We start from the raw sequence: 21,629 nt of genomic DNA on the forward strand, positions 1-21,629 counted from the left end.
CTTTTGAAATGGGTTTCTCAGGATATGGACATGTTTTTAGGAGCGAAAGAGTATGTAGACACAGCTGTTTTACCATTGTTTCCGGTGTCGTTTGGAAATGATATTAAGCAGTCAGTTGCGATGACGGAATTTATCCAGCTGCTTACAATCCCTCTAGAAAGGCAGTTTAAGGGAAGGATGATAATGCTTCCGGGTCATAGTTATCTAAAGAATAAAAGCAAAGAAAAGCTTTTAGAAGAAGTCATTGTTTGGGAGAAAGAGCTTTTCGATAACGGATTTAAACATGTTTTCTTTGTCACATCAGATAGTATGTGGAAATCCATAGAAGGGGAACTAAAGGGAGGGCTAATTTGGCTTCCATCCATCCCGTTAGCAGCTATGGATGAGGGTGCTAGAAACAATATTTTAGAGGACCAAGTAAAACAGCTTTTACAATTGTTTATGCAAAAGTGGCAAGAAGATGTATAAAAAGAGATAATAGTCACACAGTTGACATCGTTTGGTCAAAGTATTATATTGACCTCGCTTACATCTTGATATATCATGGTTATGTCCTAGTTTTATAATGTGTTGAATTATGTCCGTTGGACTCAACTTCATAATAGAGGGGGGAAAAGTATGAGCAAACATCGTGTTTCAAGACGTCAATTCTTAAACTACACTCTCACTGGTGTAGGCGGTTTCATGGCTGCTGGAATGCTTATGCCAATGGTTCGCTTTGCTGTTGATCCAGTATTGAAAGCGAGTGCAAGTGGGGATTTTATTCCTACTCCGCAAAAAATCAGTGAAATTACTGAGGAACCAACTCGAGTTGACTTTTCATTTGAACAAAAAGATGCTTGGTACACTTCAGAAGTAACAAATACGGCATGGGTATACAAGGATGAAAATGGGGAGATCGTCGCTTTATCACCCGTGTGTAAGCATTTAGGCTGTGTGGTTGACTGGAACACTGACAAAGCAAATCAAAATCGTTTTTATTGCCCTTGTCATGGTGGACTGTATGAAAAGGACGGGACGAACGTACCTGGTACACCACCGATTGCAAAACTTGATGTATATCCAACTCAAGAAAAAGATGGCTTCCTACTTTTAGGAAAAGCCAAGCCAAGAGAGGAGGCGTAATAGATGTTAAACAAAATTTATGATTGGGTAGATGAACGTTTAGATATTACGCCTTTGTGGCGCGACATTGCTGACCATGAAGTTCCCGAGCATGTAAACCCTGCTCATCACTTTTCAGCGTTCGTGTACTGTTTTGGTGGTTTAACGTTCTTTGTTACTGTAATTCAAATTTTATCTGGTATGTTTCTAACAATGTATTATGTACCAGATATTAAAAATGCATGGGAATCTGTTTATTATCTTCAAAATGAAGTGGCATTTGGACAAATTGTTCGCGGCATGCACCACTGGGGTGCTAGTCTTGTTATCGTTATGATGTTCTTACATACATTGCGAGTATTTTTCCAAGGTGCGTATAAAAAGCCTCGTGAATTGAACTGGATTGTCGGAGTATTAATTTTCTTCGTAATGCTCGGTTTAGGATTCACTGGATATTTATTACCATGGGATATGAAAGCTCTTTTTGCTACTAAGGTAGGGATAAAAATTGCTGAGTCAACACCACTTATCGGAGAACAAGTAAAGATCTTACTTGCTGGACACTCTGATATCGTTGGTGCGCAAACATTAACTCGTTTCTTTGCAATTCATGTATTCTTCTTACCTGGTGCTCTATTAGGATTAATGGGAGCTCACTTCTTAATGATTCGTAAGCAAGGTATCTCTGGTCCATTGTAAAATCTAATGTAATCTATTGAAAGAGTTTGATAAAAAAGGAGGGGGATTGTTGTATGCATCGTGGAAAAGGTATGAAGTTCGTAGGTGATTCTCGTGTACCTGCAGAACGCAAACCGAATATTCCGAAAGACTATTCGGAATTTCCTGGCAAAACGGAAGCATTCTGGCCTAACTTCCTTCTCAAAGAATGGATGGTAGGGGCAGTTTTCCTTATTGGATATTTATGTTTAACTATTGCTCATCCATCTCCTTTAGAGAAAATGGCTGATCCAACAGATACGGCATATATTCCACTGCCAGACTGGTATTTCTTATTCTTATACCAATTGTTAAAGTATAGCTATGCTTCGGGACCATACAATGCTATTGGGGCATTTATTATTCCTGGACTAGCATTTGGTGGGTTATTGTTAGCACCTTTTATCGACCGTGGACCTGAGCGTCGTCCTTCTAAGCGTCCATTGGCAACTGGCTTTATGTTATTAGCTCTTGCAGCTATTACATTCTTAACTTGGGAATCTGTTGCAACACATGACTGGGAAGCTGCTAAAGCTCAAGGTCAAATTGTTGCTGAGGTTGAGTTTGATCAAGAGTCTGATGGCTATAAGCTTCTGGATCAAAATGGCTGCCTAGCATGTCATGGTGGTGATCTTGAAGGGGGAGGCCCAAACCCAGCTTTAGTTGGTAATGAATTAACTGCTGATGAAGTTAAGGATATTGCTAAAAATGGTAGAGGCTCCATGCCTGCTGGTATATTCAAAGGAACGGATGAAGAGTTAGAAGTTCTTGCAGAGTTTGTCTCTTCTCTTAAAAGTGAATAATAATTAGAGCTGGCATAGTGTATGCCAGCTTTTTTCAAATGATAGCGAGGTGTGAAGGGTGAAGTGGATTTACTTTTTTTTAACCAATCGAATGATTCTTTGGCTCTTACTCGTGATAAATGTTCTTGGAACCATCTATGCTTATTATTGGTATCGATATCAGCTAGCAGAAACACCACCGATTTTTTTAGTATTTGTTCCGGACAGTCCAACAGCATGTTTATTTTTTGTTTTTGTTTTAGTGGCCTTTATACTCGGTAGAAATTGGCCTTTATTTGAGGCGTTAGCTATGGTGACCTTGTTTAAGTATGGAATATGGGCTGTTGTAATGAACTATCTTGTTTTAGTTGTTTCAGGAGAGTTAGATATGATTGGTTATATGCTCATGCTTTCGCATGGGGCAATGGCTTTGCAGGGGTTATTATATGCGCCTTTTTACCGATTTAAAGCGTGGCATTTAATTGTAACTGGTATTTGGACATTACATAATGATGTGATTGATTATGTGTTTAAAATGTTACCGAGATATCATATGCTTGATGATTATATTTCTCAAATTGGTTATTTTACCTTTTGGTTAAGTATTGTATCTTTAATGCTTGCTTATTGGTTTGTAGTAAGAGCAAACAGTAAGAAGATGGAACTTACATTTTGATCCTGTGTATTAAATAATTTCTGGTCTAACCTTGTCCTCCCGTACATAACATTTAATAGTATAAAGAGGGGGGACAAGTATGAGGCCAAGAGTTGTTATATTTATATGTATTTTGATTCTACTATTTCCTATAACGATACATGCAGATGAAACGTCGCCTATCGATAAGCTAAACTCAATCTCTGATGAGGCCTTACAAATGGTGAGATCATCTCGATATGATGATGCACATAAGCTTCTTTTATATTTTTCTGAAGAATTCATTAGCATGGACCAAAGACCGTTTTCTATGGATGAATTACGAATTGTAACAGTCGCACATAATGAGGCGTTAGAGGCAACAGCCAATGATTCATTGGAACATTCGGAGGTCGTAAATAAAGTAACCAAGTTCCGCCTAGTGATGGACGCCATTAATACAAGTCATCAACCTCTTTGGACGGAGATGGAAGGACAGGTGCTCATGGTATTTGGTGGCGTAAAAGAAGCGGTCAAAAGTGGGCATACAGAGAGGTTTCATGAGCAATTAAACTCTTTCCTGTCTTTATATCAAATGATATACCCTAGTTTAAAACTTGATATTAGATCAGAGAAAGTCCAAAGACTTGATACAAAAATCAATTATATTGATCATTATCGACCAAAAATACTTTCAGAGGAAAGTAGCATGAAAGATTTAGATTCGATAGAAAGTGATTTAAAGAGTATCTTTGAGGGAATGACTGAAGATGAAGCGGATCCTTCTCTTTGGTGGGTTATTTTTACAACAGGCAGTATTATTGTTGCAACTTTATCATATGTAGGGTTTAGAAAATATGCCGGTGAAAAAAACCAGAGGCGGGAACAAAACCGCTCAAGAGAGCTAAAAGATTGACATCAATTGTTGTCAATAATAAAATTGGGGTAACAACTTGTTTTAAATTGGAGGAACATAATGACAACCCTTATTTACTTTGCTTTAATTATTTTGGTTCCACTCTGGGCTCAATTTAAAGTGAAGAGTGCTTACGCAAAATACTCTAAAGTAGCTTCTTCGTCCCATATCCGTGGAGCAGAGGTTGCTCGTAAAATCTTAGATGCCAATGGTTTATATCATGTAGGTGTAGAGGAAACTCGAGGACATTTAACCGATCATTATGATCCAAGAGTAAAAACAGTAAGACTTTCTTCAGAGAATTATCACGGTCACTCTGTTGCTGCTGCTGCGATTGCTGCACACGAAGTTGGACACGCGATTCAAGACGATCAGAATTATGCGTTCTTACGCTTTAGACATGCATTGGTTCCTGTTGCCAACTTAGGTTCAAATCTATCTTGGATATTGATTATGGTGGGTATTTTTGCTCAAATTAGTGGATTACTTTTACTAGGAATTGTCTTCATGGCTGCAGCTGTTGTTTTTCAAGTGGTTACTTTGCCAGTAGAATTCAATGCTTCGAACCGTGCAATGGACCAAGTGGTTTCAATGGGGATCATTCGTAATGATGAGGAAAGAGAGACAAAGCGCGTGCTAGATGCAGCGGCATTAACGTATGTTGCAGCAGCAGCAGTAGCTGTTCTTGAGCTAGTTCGTTTAGTCTTGATATATACAGGTATGGCAAGAAGTGAAGATTAAACAAAAAAACAGCCTATAGGCTGTTTTTTTAATGCTCGATGGGGCGTTTGTTTTCATCTAAAGTGAATCCCTCTCCCAGTACATCATGCACCACTGAAACGGAAACGAAAGCGTGAGGGTCTACTGAAGTAATGACTCGCTTTAATAAGACGATCTCGTTTCGACCAACAACACAATAGAGAACTTCTTTTTCTTGCTTAGAATAAGAACCATGGCCTTTAAGAACGGTAACACCACGCTCCATTTCAATCATTATCTTGTCTGCAATTTCTTGGTTTTTCTCAGAAATAATGATGGCCCCTCTAGCAGAATAAGCCCCTTCTTGCATGAAATCAATAACTCTAGCACCAACAAATACGGCAACAAGAGTATACATTGCTTCTTGGTAGGTTAAGTAGAAAATCAGGGATAGTGTAATAACCACCACATCAAATAAAAACATCGTCTTCCCCATGCTCCAGCCAATGTATTTATGGACAAGACGCGCAATAATATCCACGCCACCAGTCGTTCCACCGAAGCGAAAAATAATTCCTAGACCCACACCGATAAACACACCAGCAAACAGTGCAGCAAGAGTTAAGTCGTCTTTAAGTGGCATATTGATTTGGTATCGTTGAAATATCCATAAAAACACAGAGACTGCAAGTGTACCTATAAGTGTATAAAAAAACACATTTCTTCCTAATAATCGCCAACCAATAATAAATAAAGGAATATTTAAGAGGAGATTTGTATAGGAAGGATCTAAATTAAATAAAAAGTAAAGTAATAAGGTTATACCTGTAAAACCACCTTCAGCTAGATTGTTTTGCATATTAAAATGAACAATACCGAAAGAAAAGATTGCGGAACCAAGTAGAATAAAAAAGATATTCTTTAGCTTAAGCGTAAAAAGCATGCAGTTGACCTCACTTTATAAACGGAAATTTTTAGCTATTTCTATTAGTGCGTTTCTAATTATAAGGGAAATCAAAGTTTAAACGCAATATCATAGCTGTTCTTCATTAGAATCTGATGGAGAGAACCCTATCAAAATATTTGTAAATAGTGGTCCTTTTAGCTAACATTGTAATAATAGGTGTAGAGAAAAATGGCTGCACACGATATGATATGAGGTGAATACCTTTGGAAAACAGTAATAAGACAATGAAGCAATTGCAAGAAGAGGTAGATACATACATTGGCCAGTTTAAAGAAGGCTATTTTAGTCCACTTGCTATGCTTGCAAGAATGACTGAAGAGCTTGGTGAACTAGCTCGAGAAGTGAATCATTATTATGGTGAGAAACCAAAGAAGGCAACTGAGAAGGAAAATACCATTGAAGAAGAACTTGGAGACATGTTATTTGTTCTCATTTGCTTTGCTAATTCACTCAATATTGATTTAGAAGAAGCCCATAACCGTGTAATGGAAAAGTTTAATACACGAGATAAAAATCGATGGACAAGAATTGAAACGGAAGGGGAATAATTGTGGAAAAGATTAAAGTAGTAGTTGCAGGACCTCGTGGGAGAATGGGTTCAGAGGCAGTAAAGCTTGTTATGAATACTGAGGAATATGAGCTTGTTGGAGCACTTGACTATAAGAATAATGGATTGAAGCTTAGTGATATTGGTTTTCCCTCTGTGGATGCACCTATATTTACAGAAATTGAAGACTGTTTCAATACAGTTAAACCTGATGTTTTAATTGATTTAACAACACCTGAATTTGGAATGTACCATGCAAAAACGGCTCTTCTACATGGGGTTAGACCGGTTGTTGGTACGACCGGTTTCTCTGATGATAACTTAAAAGAACTAGAACGTCTTTGTGATGACCATAAAAGAGGATGCATTATAGCGCCAAACTTTGCGCTAGGGGCTGTATTAATGATGAAATTTGCCCGTCTAGCAGGTAGATACTTTCAAGATGTTGAGATTATCGAGTTACACCATGACCAAAAACTAGATGCACCATCGGGAACGGCTTTGAAAACGGCCCAAATGATCGCAGAAGTAAGGGATCATAAAGAGCAAGGGCATCCAACCGAAACAGAAACGTTGGCTGGTGCTAGAGGAGCAAATTTTGAAGGGATGCGTATTCATTCTGTTCGTCTACCTGGCTTAATTGCTCATCAAGAGGTCATGTTTGGGTCATCAGGTCAAACCCTTTCTATTCGCCATGACTCATATAATCGGGAGTCGTTTATGTCAGGTGTAAAGCTGGCAGTTGACTCAGTGATGAAGCTGAATGTGTTTGTTTATGGTTTAGAAAATATAATCGAATAACTAGGAGGGGAATTATCTTGAACATTGCCTTAATTGCTCATGATAATAAAAAGGATGAGTTAGTACGTTTTGCCATCGCCTATAAGGATATTTTCAAAGATCATGCCTTGTTTGCAACCGGTACAACTGGCCTAAGAATTATGGAAGCAACAGGATTGTCGATTCAGCGATTTCAGTCAGGACCACTTGGTGGAGACCAAGAGATCGGAGCAATGATCGCTAAAAATTCAATGGATATGGTGTTTTTCTTTAGAGATCCTCTTACGGCACAACCTCATGAACCGGATGTGACCGCGTTAGTACGCCTCTGTGATGTGTACGCGATTCCGTTAGCTACTAATATGGGGACGGCGGAAGTACTAATAAAAGGACTCGAGCGTGGTGATCTTGCCTGGAGAGACATCATTCATCAAAAGCAAGGTGAGGGCAATGACAAATAATATACATATCCTATCCTTTGGAGCACACGCTGATGATGTGGAAATTGGCATGGGTGGAACCATTGCGAAATACACCTCTGAAGGGAAAACGGTGGTAATTTGTGATTTAACAAAAGCTGAGCTATCAAGTAACGGAACAGTAGAACTTCGCCAAGAAGAAGCGATGAAAGCAGCTCATATTCTCGGTATAAAAGAACGAATTACATTAAATCTTCCTGATCGAGGATTATTATTAACAGAGAAAGCGATTCGTCAAGCCGCACATATCATTCGGAAGTATCGACCGGAGATCGTTTTTGTTCCTTATGAAAAAGATCGTCACCCTGATCATGGAAACTGCGCCAGAATTGTGGAAGAAGCCTTTTTTTCTGCCGGAATTCAAAAGTTTCAGACAGGGTTTGATGATAGGGCCTACCGTCCTAAGCAGCTTTACTACTATATGATTAACGGATTTTCTACTCCTGATTTCGTAATCGATGTGTCGAATATGTATGAAAGGAAAATAGAAAGTTTAGAGGCATATAAAAGTCAGTTTACAAAGCAAGCGGATAGTGTAGACACACCGCTTACGAATAATTATATTCCGGCTTTGGAGGCAAGGGAGCGTTTATTTGGTAAAGAAGTTGGAACTAATTACGCAGAAGGTTTTAAAGTAAGAGCTCCGATTCTACTCAATCGTGATTTACTAGGAGAATAACAATGAATAAAAAAATGAAAATAGGTATTACCTGTTATCCAACAGTAGGAGGCTCGGGTGTCATTGCTACCGAGCTTGGGAAAATGTTGGCTGAAAATGGGCATGAAATTCATTTCATATCTTCGAGCCTCCCATTTCGATTAAATAGGATGTACCATAATGTGTATTACCATCAGGTAGAGGTAAATCAATACTCAGTCTTTCAATATCCGCCCTATGATATTGCTCTAGCAAGTAAAATGGCGGAGGTTATCAACCGTGAAGAGTTGGACCTTCTTCATGTCCATTATGCGATACCGCATGCGGTTTGTGCTATTTTAGCAAAGCAAATGAGTGGAAGAGATGTAAAGATTGTAACCACACTACACGGTACCGATATTACTGTTTTGGGGTATGATCCTTCATTAACGGATGCTATTCGATTTGGAATTGAAAAGTCAGATATTGTTACCGCTGTGTCTAAATCCTTAATTAGTCAGACGTACGACCTGATAAATCCTGATAAGACAATCGAAACGGTTTATAACTTTATTGATGAACGAGTGTATAATAGGTCAGACTCCTCTCATTTAAAAGACGAGTATGGAATACTGCCGGAAGAAAAAGTAATCATTCATGTATCTAATTTTAGACCAGTAAAAAGGGTCCAGGATGTTGTTCGTACATTTGAGAAGATTACAAAAGGAATTCCAGCTAAGCTCTTGCTTGTTGGCGACGGACCAGAAATGACAGTCGTTTGTAAACTAGTTAAAAAGCTAAATATCGGAGATAAAGTGCTGTTTCTAGGAAAACAAGATAATGTAGAGGAGCTATATTCCATTAGTGACCTCATGCTGTTATTATCTGAAAAAGAAAGCTTTGGATTAGTTGCATTAGAAGCTATGGCTTGCGGTGTTCCATGTATCGGAACGAATGTAGGAGGCATCCCTGAAGTGATCGACCATGGTCAAAGTGGCTATATTTGTGAACTTGGAGACATTGAGGATATGTCTGATAAAGCAATTAATCTTTTACGAAATTCAGCGAAGCATCAGCAATTCTCAGAAGCTTCTGTTAAGCTGGTAAGAGAAAAATTTCAAGCGACGACAATCGTTAAGCAATACGAAGACTTATATAAAAGTTTATTGCAAAGCGGTGAACAAACATATGAAAGAACCATTTAAGTCAGCGATTCCAGTCCTTGAGTTAATTGAAAAAGCAGGATTTAAGGCCTACTTTGTGGGAGGCTCCGTAAGAGATTATTTACTTGGATTTCCAATCAATGATATTGATATTGCATCTTCTGCGACACCAAGTGAAATTAAAGAGATTTTTCCAAGAACAATTGACCTTGGGATTGAACATGGTACGGTCATGGTCCTATACAATACCCATTCATATGAAATCACCACCTTTCGTTCTGAGTCTGATTATATAGATTATCGAAGGCCGAGTTCTGTAACTTTTATTCGATCCATTGAAGAAGACCTTGCAAGGCGTGATTTTACGATGAATGCTGTGGCAATGAATCGTTTTGGGGAGATTTTAGATCCTTTTGGAGGAAAAATAGATATCGAAGCTAAAACGATACGTACCGTAGGAAAGGCAAGTGAGCGCTTTTCGGAAGATGCATTACGCATGCTACGAGGAATCAGGTTTGTAAGCAAGCTTTCTTTTGTATTAGATCCTGATACATACCAAGGAATAAAGGATCATAAACACTTACTTTCACATATTGCAGTTGAAAGAATTGCAGCCGAATTAGATAAACTGCTTAGTGGTGCTCATACGGCTCAAGGAATTCAATTGTTAATTGAAACAGACATACATAAATACATACCGGGTTTACTCGATAAAAAAGCAGCATTGTTGCAGCTATCCCAACTGCCGATTCAATCATTATCCATTGATGAAAAATGGGCTTTATTTTCTCTTTTCATACAAAAAGGTGAAAAAGAAGTTAAACAATTTTTTAGCGGATTAAGATTCTCAAATAAAAGGGTTCAACAGATTGTTTATTTGTCGAAATGGTTGAGTGAACGCTCAAAAAATAACTGGTCAATCGAGTCGGTATATGCTTCTGGAAAAGAGACAGCGCTTCAAGTGGAGAAGGTTTACCAAGCTTACCAAAGGAAGGTTGATTCTCTTGCATTTGACAGCCTCCAGAAAATTATTGAAGCTCTGCCTATTCATTCTCTAGCGGATGTAAAAGTTTCAGGGTCAGACCTAATTGAATGGAAACAGAAAAATGCAGGGCCATGGGTGAAGGATGTATTAAGGGAAATTGAAACAGAAATTCTACATGGTAGACTTGATAATAATAATGAGGTTATAAAAGAGTGGGTGACAAAATGCAGTCTGAATTAAGAAAAAAGCTTCTTGAAGCATTTACGAACTCCGAACAAGAGTATGTTTCTGGACAGTACTTAGCAGATGCAATGGGTTGTTCTAGAACAGCCGTATGGAAGCATATTGAGGAATTGAGAAAAGAAGGCTTTGAATTAGAGGCGATTAGGAAAAAGGGATATAAAATCTTAAACTTGCCAAAGAGTATTTCAGCTGACCGCGTACAATTGGGGTTAAAGACAGAGTTTATCGGGAAAGTCATTCATTATGAAGAAACGGTTGATTCTACTCAAAAGATTGCACATTTGTTATCGCATGAAGGAGCAGTAGAAGGGACCGTTGTAATTGCTGAGGAACAAAAAGGCGGAAGAGGAAGAATGGATCGTGTATGGCATTCACCAAAATCTACGGGGATTTGGATGAGCCTTATTTTAAGACCGAAAATACCCATTCAAAGAGCACCTCAGCTTACGTTACTTACGGCCGTTGCAATTGTTCAAGCAATTGAAGAATGCACTACATTAACTCCGCAAATTAAATGGCCGAATGATCTATTAATTGAGCAACAAAAAGTGACAGGGATATTAACTGAGCTTCAGGCAGATGCGGACCGTATTATTTCTGTTATCGTCGGTATGGGTTTGAACATTAATCAAACAGAAGAAGATTTCCCACCTGAACTTCGTGAAATTGCCACTTCCTTACGGGTGAAGGAAGGGAAGGAACTTGACAGAGCTGAATTAATAAAGGTTATTTTCCAGAAATTCGAAACACTTTACATGATTTTCTTAGATAAAGGATTCTATCCGATTAAGTTATTATGGGAAAGCTATGCCATAAGCATCGGAAAAGAAATCACAGCAAGAACCTTAAATGGTTCAATTAGTGGAAAAGCACTTGGAATCACCGATGAGGGTGTACTGAAGGTAGAAGATGATTTAGGTGAAATACATCATATTTATTCCGCAGACATAGAACTTCACTAATTTGTAAATAGATAATTTAAAAGGATTTTGCTATAATTTGAAGCGTCGGGCAGTATCCACTGTGAACTGCACCATTTGTGTATACTAAATTTTATAAGTAGTCTGCCTAGATCCAAAGATGGACCGGGACAGAGGGATTAAACAAAACATCAAATTTTTCAGGGATCCTTCTGTGTATTTTTAGGATTCCTTTTTATATTGTAATCAAATGTTTTGTTCCTCTCCGGGAAAGGAGAATGTATATGAAACAGTTGAATGATTTTAGAAGTATGAAAAAAAATGGTGAGAAAATCGTTATGTTAACCGCATACGATTATCCTTCAGCCAAGCAAGCAGAAGGTTGCGAAGTAGACATAATTCTTGTTGGTGATTCATTAGGGATGGTTGTGTTAGGGTATGATTCAACGATTCCAGTAACAACGGCTGATATGATTCATCACAGCAAAGCGGTAAAACGTGGAGCTTCCAATACTTTTACAGTTGTCGATATGCCTTTTATGAGCTATCATTTATCCGTCCGAGATACATTAATAACTGGGGCAAAAATGATTCAAGAAACAGGAGCGCAGGCTCTAAAGCTTGAAGGGGCAGATGGGGTACTTGAACATATTCAAGCCTTAACAAATGCAGGAATTCCTGTTTGTGCCCATTTGGGTCTTACTCCTCAGTCAGTAGCTGTGTTAGGCGGTTACAAGGTTCAAGGGAAGGATGCACAAGCGGCACAAAAATTAATTCAAGACGCGAAGCTTTGTGAAGAAGCAGGCGCATTTATGCTAGTTTTAGAATGTGTACCAAAGCAACTTGCAAGAGAAATCACGAAGCAATTATCTATTCCAGTCATTGGGATTGGGGCAGGTGTGGAGGTAGATGGTCAAGTTCTTGTCTATCATGATGTGGTCACTTATGGTGTGAATCGAGTTCCAAAATTTGTGAAGACATATGGAAATGTAGATGAGCTAGCTACTAAAGGAATTTCAGCTTATGTATCTGAGGTGAAGAATAGTCAATTTCCTTCAGATGATCAAAGCTTTTCGATGAAAGAAGAAGAGTTAAAGGGACTGTATGGAGGAGAAAGATGAAAGTAATCACTTCAATTTCACAAATGCAAAAAGAAGTTCAATCACTAAAAAACGACAAGCTTTCAATCGGCTATGTCCCAACCATGGGTTACCTTCACGAGGGTCATGTCCGATTAGTAAAGAAAGCAAGAGAAGATAATGATATTGTGATTATGAGTATATTTGTTAATCCATTACAGTTTGGACCGAATGAGGATCTTGATGCTTATCCGCGCGATTTTGAGCGCGATAGTGAAATAGCAAAAAATGAAAAGGTAGATTATATTTTTTATCCATCAGTTGAAGAAATGTATCCATCGAAGCCTTCAGTTACACTTGTGGTTCAAAAAAGGGTTGATGTCCTTTGTGGAAGCACAAGGCCTGGTCATTTTGATGGCGTTGCAACTGTATTAGCGAAGCTTTTCCATATTATACAGCCAGCTCGTGCTTATTTTGGTATGAAGGATGCGCAGCAGGTAGCGGTTGTTGATGGGTTAATTAGCGATTTGCATTTCCCGATTGAACTAATTTCTGTAGAAACGGTAAGGGAAGAGGACGGTCTTGCAAAAAGCTCTCGTAATGTAAGATTAACCTCCAAAGAGCGCGAGGAAGCATCTATCCTTTATAAAAGCTTAACAGAAGCGGAAATACAAATCCGTGCAGGGGAAAAAGATATAGAAGCAATTATTTCAAACATGAGAAAAATGATAAGTAACAATTCAACAGGAACGGTTGATTATATTGAGATCTACTCTTATCCAGAACTGGAAAACCTAGAGGTTCTTGAGGGGAAAGTTATCATTGCTCTTGCAGTGAAGTTTTCGAATGCTCGTTTAATAGATAATTTGGTGCTCACTATATAGATATCGAGAAGTAGAGAGGAGAAATAACTATGTTTCGTACAATGATGAACGGAAAGATCCATCGCGCAAGAGTTACGGAAGCGAATTTAAATTATGTAGGAAGCATCACCATTGATACAGATATTTTAGATGCTGTAGGTATGGTTGCTAATGAAAAAGTGCAAATTGTGAATAATAATAATGGAGCTAGATTTGAAACATATATTATTCCTGGGACAAGAGGTAGCGGTGTTGTTTGCTTAAATGGAGCAGCAGCACGATTAGTCCAAGAAGGGGATGTAGTTATCATCATCTCATACGCATTAGTTGCAGAAGATAAGGTTGCTTCTCACGAACCGAAAGTAGCTATTATGGATGAGCAAAATCAAATTGTAGAATTACTTCATGCGGAACCAGAAAGAACGATACGCTAATTCCCCCTTCCACAGGGGGTTTTTTCATAGCCATATTCAATTCAATCAATGGCTTCTACTTTTTCTTTTTGCCAATTTGTGTTACCGTTTGATTGAATGAATGTTCGAGGTGTGACGAATGACAAATCGTTTTGTAGTAGTAGATTTAGAAACCACAGGGAATTCACCGAAAAAAGGGGATAAAATTATTCAATTTGCCGCTGTAGTGATAGAAAACGGCGAAATTAAAGAAACGTTTTCTTCTTTGGTAAGTTCAGATAAACCCATACCCCTATTTATCGAGGAGTTGACGGGTCTTAATAATGACATGATAAAGGACGCGCCAACCTTCTCTGAGATTGCACCGAAAATTTTACAATTATTAGAAGGTGCTTTTTTTGTCGCTCATAATGTTTTATTTGATCTTTCTTTTCTTCAGGAAGAGTTAATACATTCGGGGTATGAAGGATTTTTTGGACCAGTTATTGATACAGTTGAGCTTTCGAGAATTGTCTTTCCTACAGCGGATAGCTTTAAATTAACTGACCTATCTATTCAAGAGGGATTAGCACATGATCGTCCTCATCAGGCTGATAGCGATGCATATGTAACAGCTGAGCTATTCCTTATTTTAATTAATTTGTTAAAGGATCTTCCTGAACTCACTTTAAGACAACTCTTAAAGCTTGCTGGGGGGCTAAAAAGTGATATCTCCTTGCTGCTAGATGAGTATGTACTAGGAAAGTCTAGTTCAAGAGATGTGATTCCTGAAGGACTGGAAATATTTCAAGGACTTGTTTTGAGGAAGAAAGAAGAGTTAGAAAAAAAAGAATATCCTATAAAGGGAATCTATCCGAGCACAATCGAAGAAAAGGAAGCAATGTTTCATAAGGCATTTAAGGATTATGAAAAGCGAGACGGACAGGTTCAAATGCTCGATCATGTGTATTCAGCTTTTCAAGAGGAGCGTCATGCCCTGATCGAAGCTGGAACTGGGGTCGGTAAATCATTGGCTTATTTGTTACCAGCAGCGATATTTTCCAACAACACAAATCATAAAATTATTGTAAGTACGTACACGACACAACTTCAAGAACAGTTGCTAACTAAGGATATCCCCTTGTTAAAAAAAATGGTAGACTTCCCTCTAGAAGTAGTTCTCTTAAAGGGGAGACACCATTATATAAGCCTAGATAAGTTTCACCAATCTTTATTCGAAGAAGAAGATAATTACGATACAAGCTTAACAAAGATGCAAATCTTAGTATGGCTCACACAAACACTAACGGGTGATTACGAGGAGCTAAACTTATCAAGTGGGGGTCTTCTTTACTGGAATCGTATTAAAAATGATAGTTCGTCCTTTGTGAAGGATCGTTCATGGCTATCTCACGATTTCTATTTTCTCACTAGACAACGGGTAAATGATGCAAAGATTATTATTACAAATCACTCATTGTTAATGGCTGACTTGAATGCAGAGAATAGTATCCTTCCTCCTTTTGAATTTGTTATTATCGATGAAGCTCATCATTTCGAAAAAGCTGTTGGCAAGAGTTTTAATCAATCCATTGATTATTTATCAATAAGAATGCTTATAAGTCAGTTTGGAAGTACCGATCAGAGGCAAACCTTCTATGAGTTAGAGCAAATCTTAACGAAATTGCCTATCGAAAAAAGCGATCAACTATTACACTCTTTTCAAATAAATGAAATGATCGTTGAACTACAGTTTGAATTAGATGACTTATTCAGAGCAATTGCGTTATTTGTAAAAAAGAACGCAAAAAAAGGGAACCAAAGATTGATTAAAAGATTGACCCATGATGAATCGGCTAAAGAGTGGCACTCGGCGGTTGCTTCTGCGGAGCGATGTCAATTTTTATTGAAGGATTTACATGAGACCGTATGTAAATGGGTGGATTTTGTAAAAAGCCAACAAAATACGCTTGATTATCATCAAAAAATCACCATGAATGAAGTAATTTCGTTCTTAGATGAAATTGAACAGATTCGAAATCAAATGAAGAATCTTATTATTCATCCTCTACCTTCACATGTTACCTGGATTGAAATGGATGGAAGAGCAACACAAAATTTAACGTCAATCTATTCTCAACCGGTAATTATCTCTGAATTTTTAAAGGAACAGTTTTTTGATAAGAAAAAAAGTGCGGTACTTACTTCTGCTACTATGACAGTAAATCACTCATTTGATTATGTTTTAGATTCATTAGGGCTAGGGAAAGAGAATTGTAGTACCCTTCATATTCCTTCTCCTTTTGCCTATAAGGAGCAAGTCCAAGTATTAATTCCGGAAGATTTACCAGAAATTAATAAGGTACCTTTATCAGATTATGTGGCAGCTATTACGGAACATATCATCTCAATTGCAGAAGCAACAAAGGGAAGAATGCTGATACTCTTTACTTCGTATGATATGTTAAAGAAAACATACGATCTAATAAAGGAAAGTGGTCTATTAGATGACTATGTACTATTTGCTCAAGGGATTACAAGCGGAAGTAGATCGAGACTGACGAGAAATTTTCAACGGTTTGAAAAATCAATTTTATTAGGAACAAGCAGTTTCTGGGAAGGAATTGATATACCAGGCGAAGCTCTAAGTTGCTTGATTATTGTTCGATTGCCATTCACACCTCCAGACGATCCTATTTCGGAAGCAAAAGGAGAATTAATGCAAGCAAAAGGTCAAAATCCTTTTTCAAAGCATTCATTACCTGAAGCAGTATTACGATTTAAACAAGGTTTTGGAAGGTTAATTAGAAAGAAAACGGATAGAGGGTTTGTGATTATTTTCGATCGAAGAATTGTGACAACCACATATGGAAAGGCCTTTTTAAAATCGATTCCTACTGTTCCAGTAAAAACTTTAGACATTAATGAAATGTTAACCGTAATAGAAGATTGGCTTTAACTAACATGTCCCCTCTAAATGGATAAATTTTCATAAACATCACAAACTAAAATTTAGAGTATTAGGGGGGACGAATATGAGTTTTATTTTTACGATCTGCATGATTGTAGCAAATTGGTATTACGTACCTGCGGATTCGCCGTTTGTACCTGCTGAAGTTGAAAGCATTGACTTAAACTTAAAAGATGATGAATTAGCCGTTACATTTTTACCTTTAACAAATGGGGAAGCAACACTGATCCAAAATGGGCAAGGAGAACATATCTTAGTTAATACAGGTCATCAAGATACAGAGGAAGAATTAAAAAGACTATTAAAGCTGTATAAAGTTAGTCATATTTCAACCATCATCTTAACGAGCCCGGAAGAAGGGTATGTTGGAAATTTAAATATGCTTGCTGAATTTTATGATGTAAAGCAGGTTATCACAAGCAAATCTATAGCAGAAAAAATAGAAACGATAAAAACGGGAAGTAACGAGATACAGGATATTGGAATCCATCTGTGGACTCAGGGTACAAAGCAAATGCTAGTCCAAAATCTTGAAGCAGAGGTTTTATACAACGGTGCTTCTAAGGAAGAAGGTTTGGACCTTTCTTTTACATATAAGAGTAGCCGATTTCTCATTCTTACATCAATGACAGAGGAATCAAATCGTACATTATTAAAGTCTGATCTTTCAAATGTAAATATCGTCAAAATTCCTCATTTTGCGATGGAGAATTCCATAAATGAAAAATTATTAAGACATATGGATCCACAATTGGCTGTTATATTTCAGTCTAAGAATATGGCTCCCCATCAGGATATCTTGAAGCTACTTCAAGATATATGGCTTGATGTTCATTACACAAAAATGCATGGAATTTTAACAATTAAATTCACTCCTACCAACTATGAAATCATTTCTATTTCCAAGTCAGAGGAATAAAAAAAGTCCGCGCTTATACAGCGCGGGAAAATTGTGTGTGAACTAGAAAAAAATTTAATATCAATCGCTCAAAAGCTGTTATAATGTTTGATAAGAAATAAGCAGTTGCTTAAATATATTGTAACCTTTTCTAAAAAAGCTATTGCTAACAAATATTAGAGAATGGAGTGAAAGTTGTAGTGGAAAGTAAAATAGAGGTATTGTCAACTGTAAAGGTTGAGTATACATCAGACTTTTATAAGGTGGTCGATGCCTTAAATCGGACGTTAAAGAGAGAGAACTTAATGTTCGGTCTAGCTCTAGATCAACAAGATAACACAAAAGCTGTATTTACTATTTATCGTACATAAAAGTGGTGCTAAATTCATGAAGAAGTGGTTTTGGATTGCAATAATTGGAGTAATGATCGTCATCGGAATTACGATTAAAATATATTTAAACGCAACTGCGCCAATTGCTGATGCGGAAAGTCGTGCTACAGCAATCGCTAAGGAAGAAACGGAAATAACTGATATTACGGAATTTTCGTTATATCATGGATCAGATGCGTATTATGTTGTTCAAGGCAGCAACAAAAAAGGGGAAAAGCTGATTGCTTGGATTCCTGAAAAAGGTGGAAAAATAGTGGTCTTACCGGCAGAAGATGGAATCACAAAGTCTGAAGCTATTAATACTTTATCTAATGAAGTATCTCCCGACCAAATTATAGATGTTCGTTTAGGGATGGAAAAAAATAACCCACTATGGGAAATTTACTATCGCTCAAACAACAATAAGATTAACTATTTCTACATTGACTTTGAAACTGGGGAAGAAGTTAGAGAAATAAAGAACTTATAAATTTTGGAGGCAAAGAAAATGGGATTTGTATTAGCGAAAAGAGTAAAGGCATTAACACCATCGACAACTTTAGCAATTACAGCAAAGGCAAAAGCATTAAAGGAAGAAGGCTATGATGTAATCGGATTAGGCGCTGGTGAGCCGGATTTTAATACGCCACAGCATATCATTGATGCAGCTGTTGCATCAATGAATGAGGGTCACACAAAGTATACACCTTCTGCAGGGTTACCAAAGCTTTTAGCTGCGATTGCAACAAAGTTTAAAGAAGATCAAGGCATTGACTATTCCGCAAAAGAAATCATCGTTACAAATGGAGCAAAACACGCTCTTTATACACTCTTTCAAGTAATTTTAGATGAGGGCGATGAAGTCATCATCCCAACTCCTTATTGGGTAAGCTACCCTGAACAAGTAAAATTAGCTGGGGGACAACCAGTTTATATCGATGGACTCGAAGAAAATGAGTTTAAAATTACACCTGCTCAATTATCTAACGCCATCACAGAAAAGACAAAGGCGGTAATTATCAATTCTCCAAGTAATCCAACGGGAATGTTGTATACAGAAGAGGAGCTTTTCGAACTAGGTCAAATTTGTCTACAAAAAAATGTTTTAATTGTTTCTGACGAAATTTATGAAAAGCTTGTTTATGGAGAAAATAAACATGTTTCTATTGCTCAATTATCTCCTGAATTAAAAGAACAAACGATCATCATTAATGGCGTGTCGAAGTCACATTCCATGACAGGATGGAGAATTGGATACGCAGCAGGAAATCGTGAAATTATTGCTGCTATGACCAATCTCGCTAGTCATAGTACTTCAAACCCAACGACAACTGCTCAATTTGGTGCAATTGCGGCATATAACGGTTCAGAGGAACCTGTGGCTGAAATGAAAAAGGCATTTGAAGAACGTTTAAATATTATTTTTGAACAGCTAATACAAATCCCAGGCTTTACATGTGTAAAGCCGCAAGGTGCATTTTATCTATATCCAAATGCAAGCAAAGCGGCTCAAGCCTGTGGGTATGATTCAGTAGATGGATTTGTGGAAGGTTTACTGGAGGAGGCAAAGGTTGCTGTTGTTCCAGGTTCTGGATTTGGAACCCCTGATAATATTCGCCTCTCTTATGCGACTTCATTAAACCAGTTAGAAGAAGCCATTAAACGTATGAAAACGTTCGTAGAAAGCAAAATGGTCTAATATGCTGAAAACAGAATGCCTTGGCATTCTGTTTTTTCTGTGGATATAAACTTGATAGTCTATATTTCGAATTGTATAATGAGATGGGACTTTACGCATTCAAACGAAGTTTAAACTGTTAAAGAGAAGTTGATACTTACTTATAGGTGTTATAAACAAAAATTTTATACATACTTTTAGCTTCTTTTTAGATTTTTGGAGGGAATTGTCGTGAATAAAACAACTATTTCACAAGTTCACAAATATGTTGGAGAAGATGTTAAAATCGGAGCTTGGATTGCTAACAAGCGTTCTAGTGGAAAAATAGCATTCCTTCAGCTTCGTGATGGGACAGGCTTTATACAAGGTGTTGTGGTAAAAGCAGAAGTAGCTGAAGAAGTATTTCAGCAAGCAAAAGGAATCACGCAAGAATCATCTGTGTATGTGACAGGAACGGTACAAAAAGATGAGCGTTCTCCATTTGGCTACGAGTTGCAAGTAAAAGGAATTGATTTGATTCACCAATCGGTTGACTATCCAATTACTCCAAAGGAACATGGAACGGAGTTCTTAATGGATAATAGACATCTTTGGTTACGTTCTAAACGTCAGCATGCGGTGATGAAGGTTCGTAATGAAATTATTCGAGCAACGTATGAGTTCTTTAATGAGCAAGGATTTACAAAGGTGGACCCTCCGATTCTAACAGGTAGTGCGCCTGAGGGAACAACGGAATTATTTGCAACAAAGTACTTTGACGAGGATGCATATCTTTCCCAAAGTGGACAGTTATACATGGAAGCAGCAGCCATGGCGCTAGGAAAGGTATTTTCGTTTGGACCTACTTTCCGTGCAGAAAAATCAAAGACTCGTCGCCATTTAATTGAGTTTTGGATGATAGAACCTGAAATGGCATTTGTAGAGTTTGAAGAAAACCTAGAAGTTCAAGAACAGTATGTGTCACATATTGTTCAATCTGTACTGAAAAACTGCCAATTAGAATTGAAAACATTAGGTAGAGACACGGAGAAGCTTGAGAAAATTCAAGCACCTTTCCCTAGAATTAGCTATGATGACGCCATTAAATTCTTACACGAGAAGGGCTTTACAGATATTTCTTGGGGTGATGATTTTGGTGCACCTCATGAGACGGCGATTGCAGAGAGCTATGATAAGCCTGTCTTTATTACTCATTACCCGACAACTTTAAAGCCATTTTATATGCAGCCGCATCCAGACCGCGATGATGTGGTGTTATGTGCAGATTTAATTGCTCCAGAAGGGTATGGAGAAATTATCGGTGGGTCAGAGCGTATTCATGATTATGAGCTTTTAAAGCAACGCTTAACGGATCATGGACTAGCGTTAGAAGCGTATGAATGGTACTTACAATTAAGAGAATTTGGCTCTGTTCCGCATTCAGGATTCGGACTTGGGTTAGAAAGAACGGTAGCGTGGATAAGTGGCGTCGAGCATGTTAGAGAAACCATTCCATTCCCACGTTTATTAAACCGCTTATATCCTTAATCAAAGAAGCTCGCTTATGCGAGCTTTCAGATTGTCAACCAATAGGCAGTGAGATGCTCTCGCTGCCTTTTTTTCATTTGTTTGATAGGGAATGGTGGAAAATGGCTGATTTCCGCTCCGGGTGCTTGCTTTCCGGGGGGCGGGCGGTAAGCCTCCTCGTTGCTGGCGCTCCTGTGGGGTCTTACCTGTCCCGCTGATCCCCCAGGAGTCAAGCTCCCTCCGCTCCAACGCCTCATGCACATTTTTTTAAGAGATGGTAGGGTTGTCCAACGCATAC

Annotated in this window: 24 protein-coding genes; 23 read left to right on the forward strand and 1 reads right to left on the reverse strand. The window is 37.9% G+C overall.

What is annotated here, in order from left to right:
- Positions 1–24: 24 nt before the first annotated feature.
- The 7 genes from M3175_RS03530 to M3175_RS03560 all read left to right on the forward strand — a co-directional run bounded on the left by M3175_RS03530 (position 25) and on the right by M3175_RS03560 (position 4,894).
- Entirely contained in the window at positions 25–468 is a 444-nt protein-coding gene (locus M3175_RS03530; RefSeq protein WP_306663935.1) for a YpiF family protein, read from the forward strand.
- A 150-nt stretch (positions 469–618) separates the two neighbouring features.
- Entirely contained in the window at positions 619–1,125 is a 507-nt protein-coding gene (locus M3175_RS03535; RefSeq protein ID WP_160547153.1) for a QcrA and Rieske domain-containing protein, read from the forward strand.
- A gap of 3 nt (positions 1,126–1,128) precedes the next feature.
- Positions 1,129–1,803, forward strand: a complete 675-nt coding sequence (gene qcrB / locus M3175_RS03540) for a menaquinol-cytochrome c reductase cytochrome b subunit (RefSeq protein WP_251514680.1) — start codon at positions 1,129–1,131, stop codon at positions 1,801–1,803.
- Positions 1,804–1,856: 53 nt separating this feature from the next.
- Positions 1,857–2,624 (forward strand): menaquinol-cytochrome c reductase cytochrome b/c subunit, encoded by a 768-nt coding sequence (locus tag M3175_RS03545; protein ID WP_251514682.1) that lies wholly within the window; start codon positions 1,857–1,859, stop codon positions 2,622–2,624.
- A 58-nt stretch (positions 2,625–2,682) separates the two neighbouring features.
- Complete coding sequence (lhaT, locus tag M3175_RS03550) at positions 2,683–3,279, forward strand: lipoprotein heptaprenylglyceryl N-acetyltransferase LhaT (protein ID WP_251514684.1); 597 nt, start codon at positions 2,683–2,685, stop codon at positions 3,277–3,279.
- Between the two features lie 79 nt (positions 3,280–3,358).
- On the forward strand, positions 3,359–4,153 hold the full coding sequence (ypjB, locus tag M3175_RS03555) for a sporulation protein YpjB (RefSeq protein ID WP_251514686.1): 795 nt from the start codon (positions 3,359–3,361) through the stop codon (positions 4,151–4,153).
- Positions 4,154–4,213: 60 nt separating this feature from the next.
- A complete protein-coding gene (locus tag M3175_RS03560; RefSeq protein WP_205536640.1) occupies positions 4,214–4,894 on the forward strand; it encodes a zinc metallopeptidase in 681 nt (226 codons plus the stop codon).
- Positions 4,895–4,922: 28 nt separating this feature from the next.
- Here M3175_RS03560 and M3175_RS03565 read toward each other — a convergent pair whose 3' ends face one another.
- Entirely contained in the window at positions 4,923–5,795 is an 873-nt protein-coding gene (locus M3175_RS03565) for a YitT family protein (RefSeq protein WP_251514687.1), read from the reverse strand.
- Positions 5,796–6,043: 248 nt separating this feature from the next.
- On the opposite strand from M3175_RS03565, the gene M3175_RS03570 reads away from it, so the two are divergent.
- From M3175_RS03570 to asnS, 16 genes are all read left to right on the forward strand, one after another.
- A complete protein-coding gene (locus M3175_RS03570) occupies positions 6,044–6,367 on the forward strand; it encodes a nucleotide pyrophosphohydrolase (RefSeq protein ID WP_251515299.1) in 324 nt (107 codons plus the stop codon).
- Positions 6,368–6,369: 2 nt separating this feature from the next.
- Positions 6,370–7,167, forward strand: a complete 798-nt coding sequence (dapB, locus tag M3175_RS03575) for a 4-hydroxy-tetrahydrodipicolinate reductase (protein WP_251514689.1) — start codon at positions 6,370–6,372, stop codon at positions 7,165–7,167.
- A 17-nt stretch (positions 7,168–7,184) separates the two neighbouring features.
- Entirely contained in the window at positions 7,185–7,607 is a 423-nt protein-coding gene (gene mgsA, locus M3175_RS03580; RefSeq protein ID WP_251514691.1) for a methylglyoxal synthase, read from the forward strand.
- Positions 7,597–8,304 carry a bacillithiol biosynthesis deacetylase BshB1 gene (bshB1, locus tag M3175_RS03585; RefSeq protein WP_251514693.1) on the forward strand — a complete coding sequence of 236 codons (708 nt, stop codon included), beginning with the start codon at positions 7,597–7,599 and terminating at the stop codon, positions 8,302–8,304. The genes mgsA and bshB1 overlap by 11 nt, the downstream gene beginning before the upstream one ends.
- Before the next feature lie 2 nt (positions 8,305–8,306).
- A complete protein-coding gene (bshA, locus tag M3175_RS03590; protein ID WP_251514695.1) occupies positions 8,307–9,467 on the forward strand; it encodes an N-acetyl-alpha-D-glucosaminyl L-malate synthase BshA in 1,161 nt (386 codons plus the stop codon).
- Positions 9,451–10,650, forward strand: a complete 1,200-nt coding sequence (locus tag M3175_RS03595) for a CCA tRNA nucleotidyltransferase (RefSeq protein ID WP_251514696.1) — start codon at positions 9,451–9,453, stop codon at positions 10,648–10,650. Before bshA ends, M3175_RS03595 begins: the two co-directional genes overlap by 17 nt.
- Positions 10,635–11,615, forward strand: coding sequence for a biotin--[acetyl-CoA-carboxylase] ligase (locus M3175_RS03600; RefSeq protein ID WP_251514698.1), 981 nt, complete (start codon positions 10,635–10,637; stop codon positions 11,613–11,615). The genes M3175_RS03595 and M3175_RS03600 overlap by 16 nt, the downstream gene beginning before the upstream one ends.
- A 242-nt stretch (positions 11,616–11,857) precedes the next feature.
- A complete protein-coding gene (gene panB, locus M3175_RS03605) occupies positions 11,858–12,694 on the forward strand; it encodes a 3-methyl-2-oxobutanoate hydroxymethyltransferase (protein WP_251514700.1) in 837 nt (278 codons plus the stop codon).
- Complete coding sequence (gene panC, locus M3175_RS03610) at positions 12,691–13,536, forward strand: pantoate--beta-alanine ligase (protein ID WP_251514701.1); 846 nt, start codon at positions 12,691–12,693, stop codon at positions 13,534–13,536. The genes panB and panC overlap by 4 nt, the downstream gene beginning before the upstream one ends.
- A gap of 29 nt (positions 13,537–13,565) precedes the next feature.
- Complete coding sequence (gene panD / locus M3175_RS03615) at positions 13,566–13,949, forward strand: aspartate 1-decarboxylase (RefSeq protein ID WP_251514703.1); 384 nt, start codon at positions 13,566–13,568, stop codon at positions 13,947–13,949.
- Positions 13,950–14,067: 118 nt separating this feature from the next.
- A complete protein-coding gene (gene dinG, locus M3175_RS03620) occupies positions 14,068–16,866 on the forward strand; it encodes an ATP-dependent DNA helicase DinG (protein WP_251514705.1) in 2,799 nt (932 codons plus the stop codon).
- A gap of 76 nt (positions 16,867–16,942) precedes the next feature.
- Entirely contained in the window at positions 16,943–17,797 is an 855-nt protein-coding gene (locus tag M3175_RS03625) for a ComEC/Rec2 family competence protein (protein ID WP_251514707.1), read from the forward strand.
- Positions 17,798–17,976: 179 nt separating this feature from the next.
- Entirely contained in the window at positions 17,977–18,147 is a 171-nt protein-coding gene (locus M3175_RS03630; protein WP_251515302.1) for a YpmA family protein, read from the forward strand.
- Positions 18,148–18,163: 16 nt separating this feature from the next.
- Entirely contained in the window at positions 18,164–18,637 is a 474-nt protein-coding gene (locus M3175_RS03635; RefSeq protein ID WP_251514708.1) for a cell wall elongation regulator TseB-like domain-containing protein, read from the forward strand.
- Positions 18,638–18,655: 18 nt separating this feature from the next.
- Positions 18,656–19,846, forward strand: a complete 1,191-nt coding sequence (locus M3175_RS03640) for a pyridoxal phosphate-dependent aminotransferase (RefSeq protein WP_251514710.1) — start codon at positions 18,656–18,658, stop codon at positions 19,844–19,846.
- 210 nt (positions 19,847–20,056) lie between these two features.
- Positions 20,057–21,352, forward strand: a complete 1,296-nt coding sequence (asnS, locus tag M3175_RS03645) for an asparagine--tRNA ligase (protein WP_251514712.1) — start codon at positions 20,057–20,059, stop codon at positions 21,350–21,352.
- Positions 21,353–21,629 lie beyond the last annotated feature (277 nt).

This window comes from Robertmurraya korlensis (assembly GCF_023715225.1).
Classification (GTDB): Bacteria; Bacillota; Bacilli; order Bacillales; family Cytobacillaceae; genus Robertmurraya_A.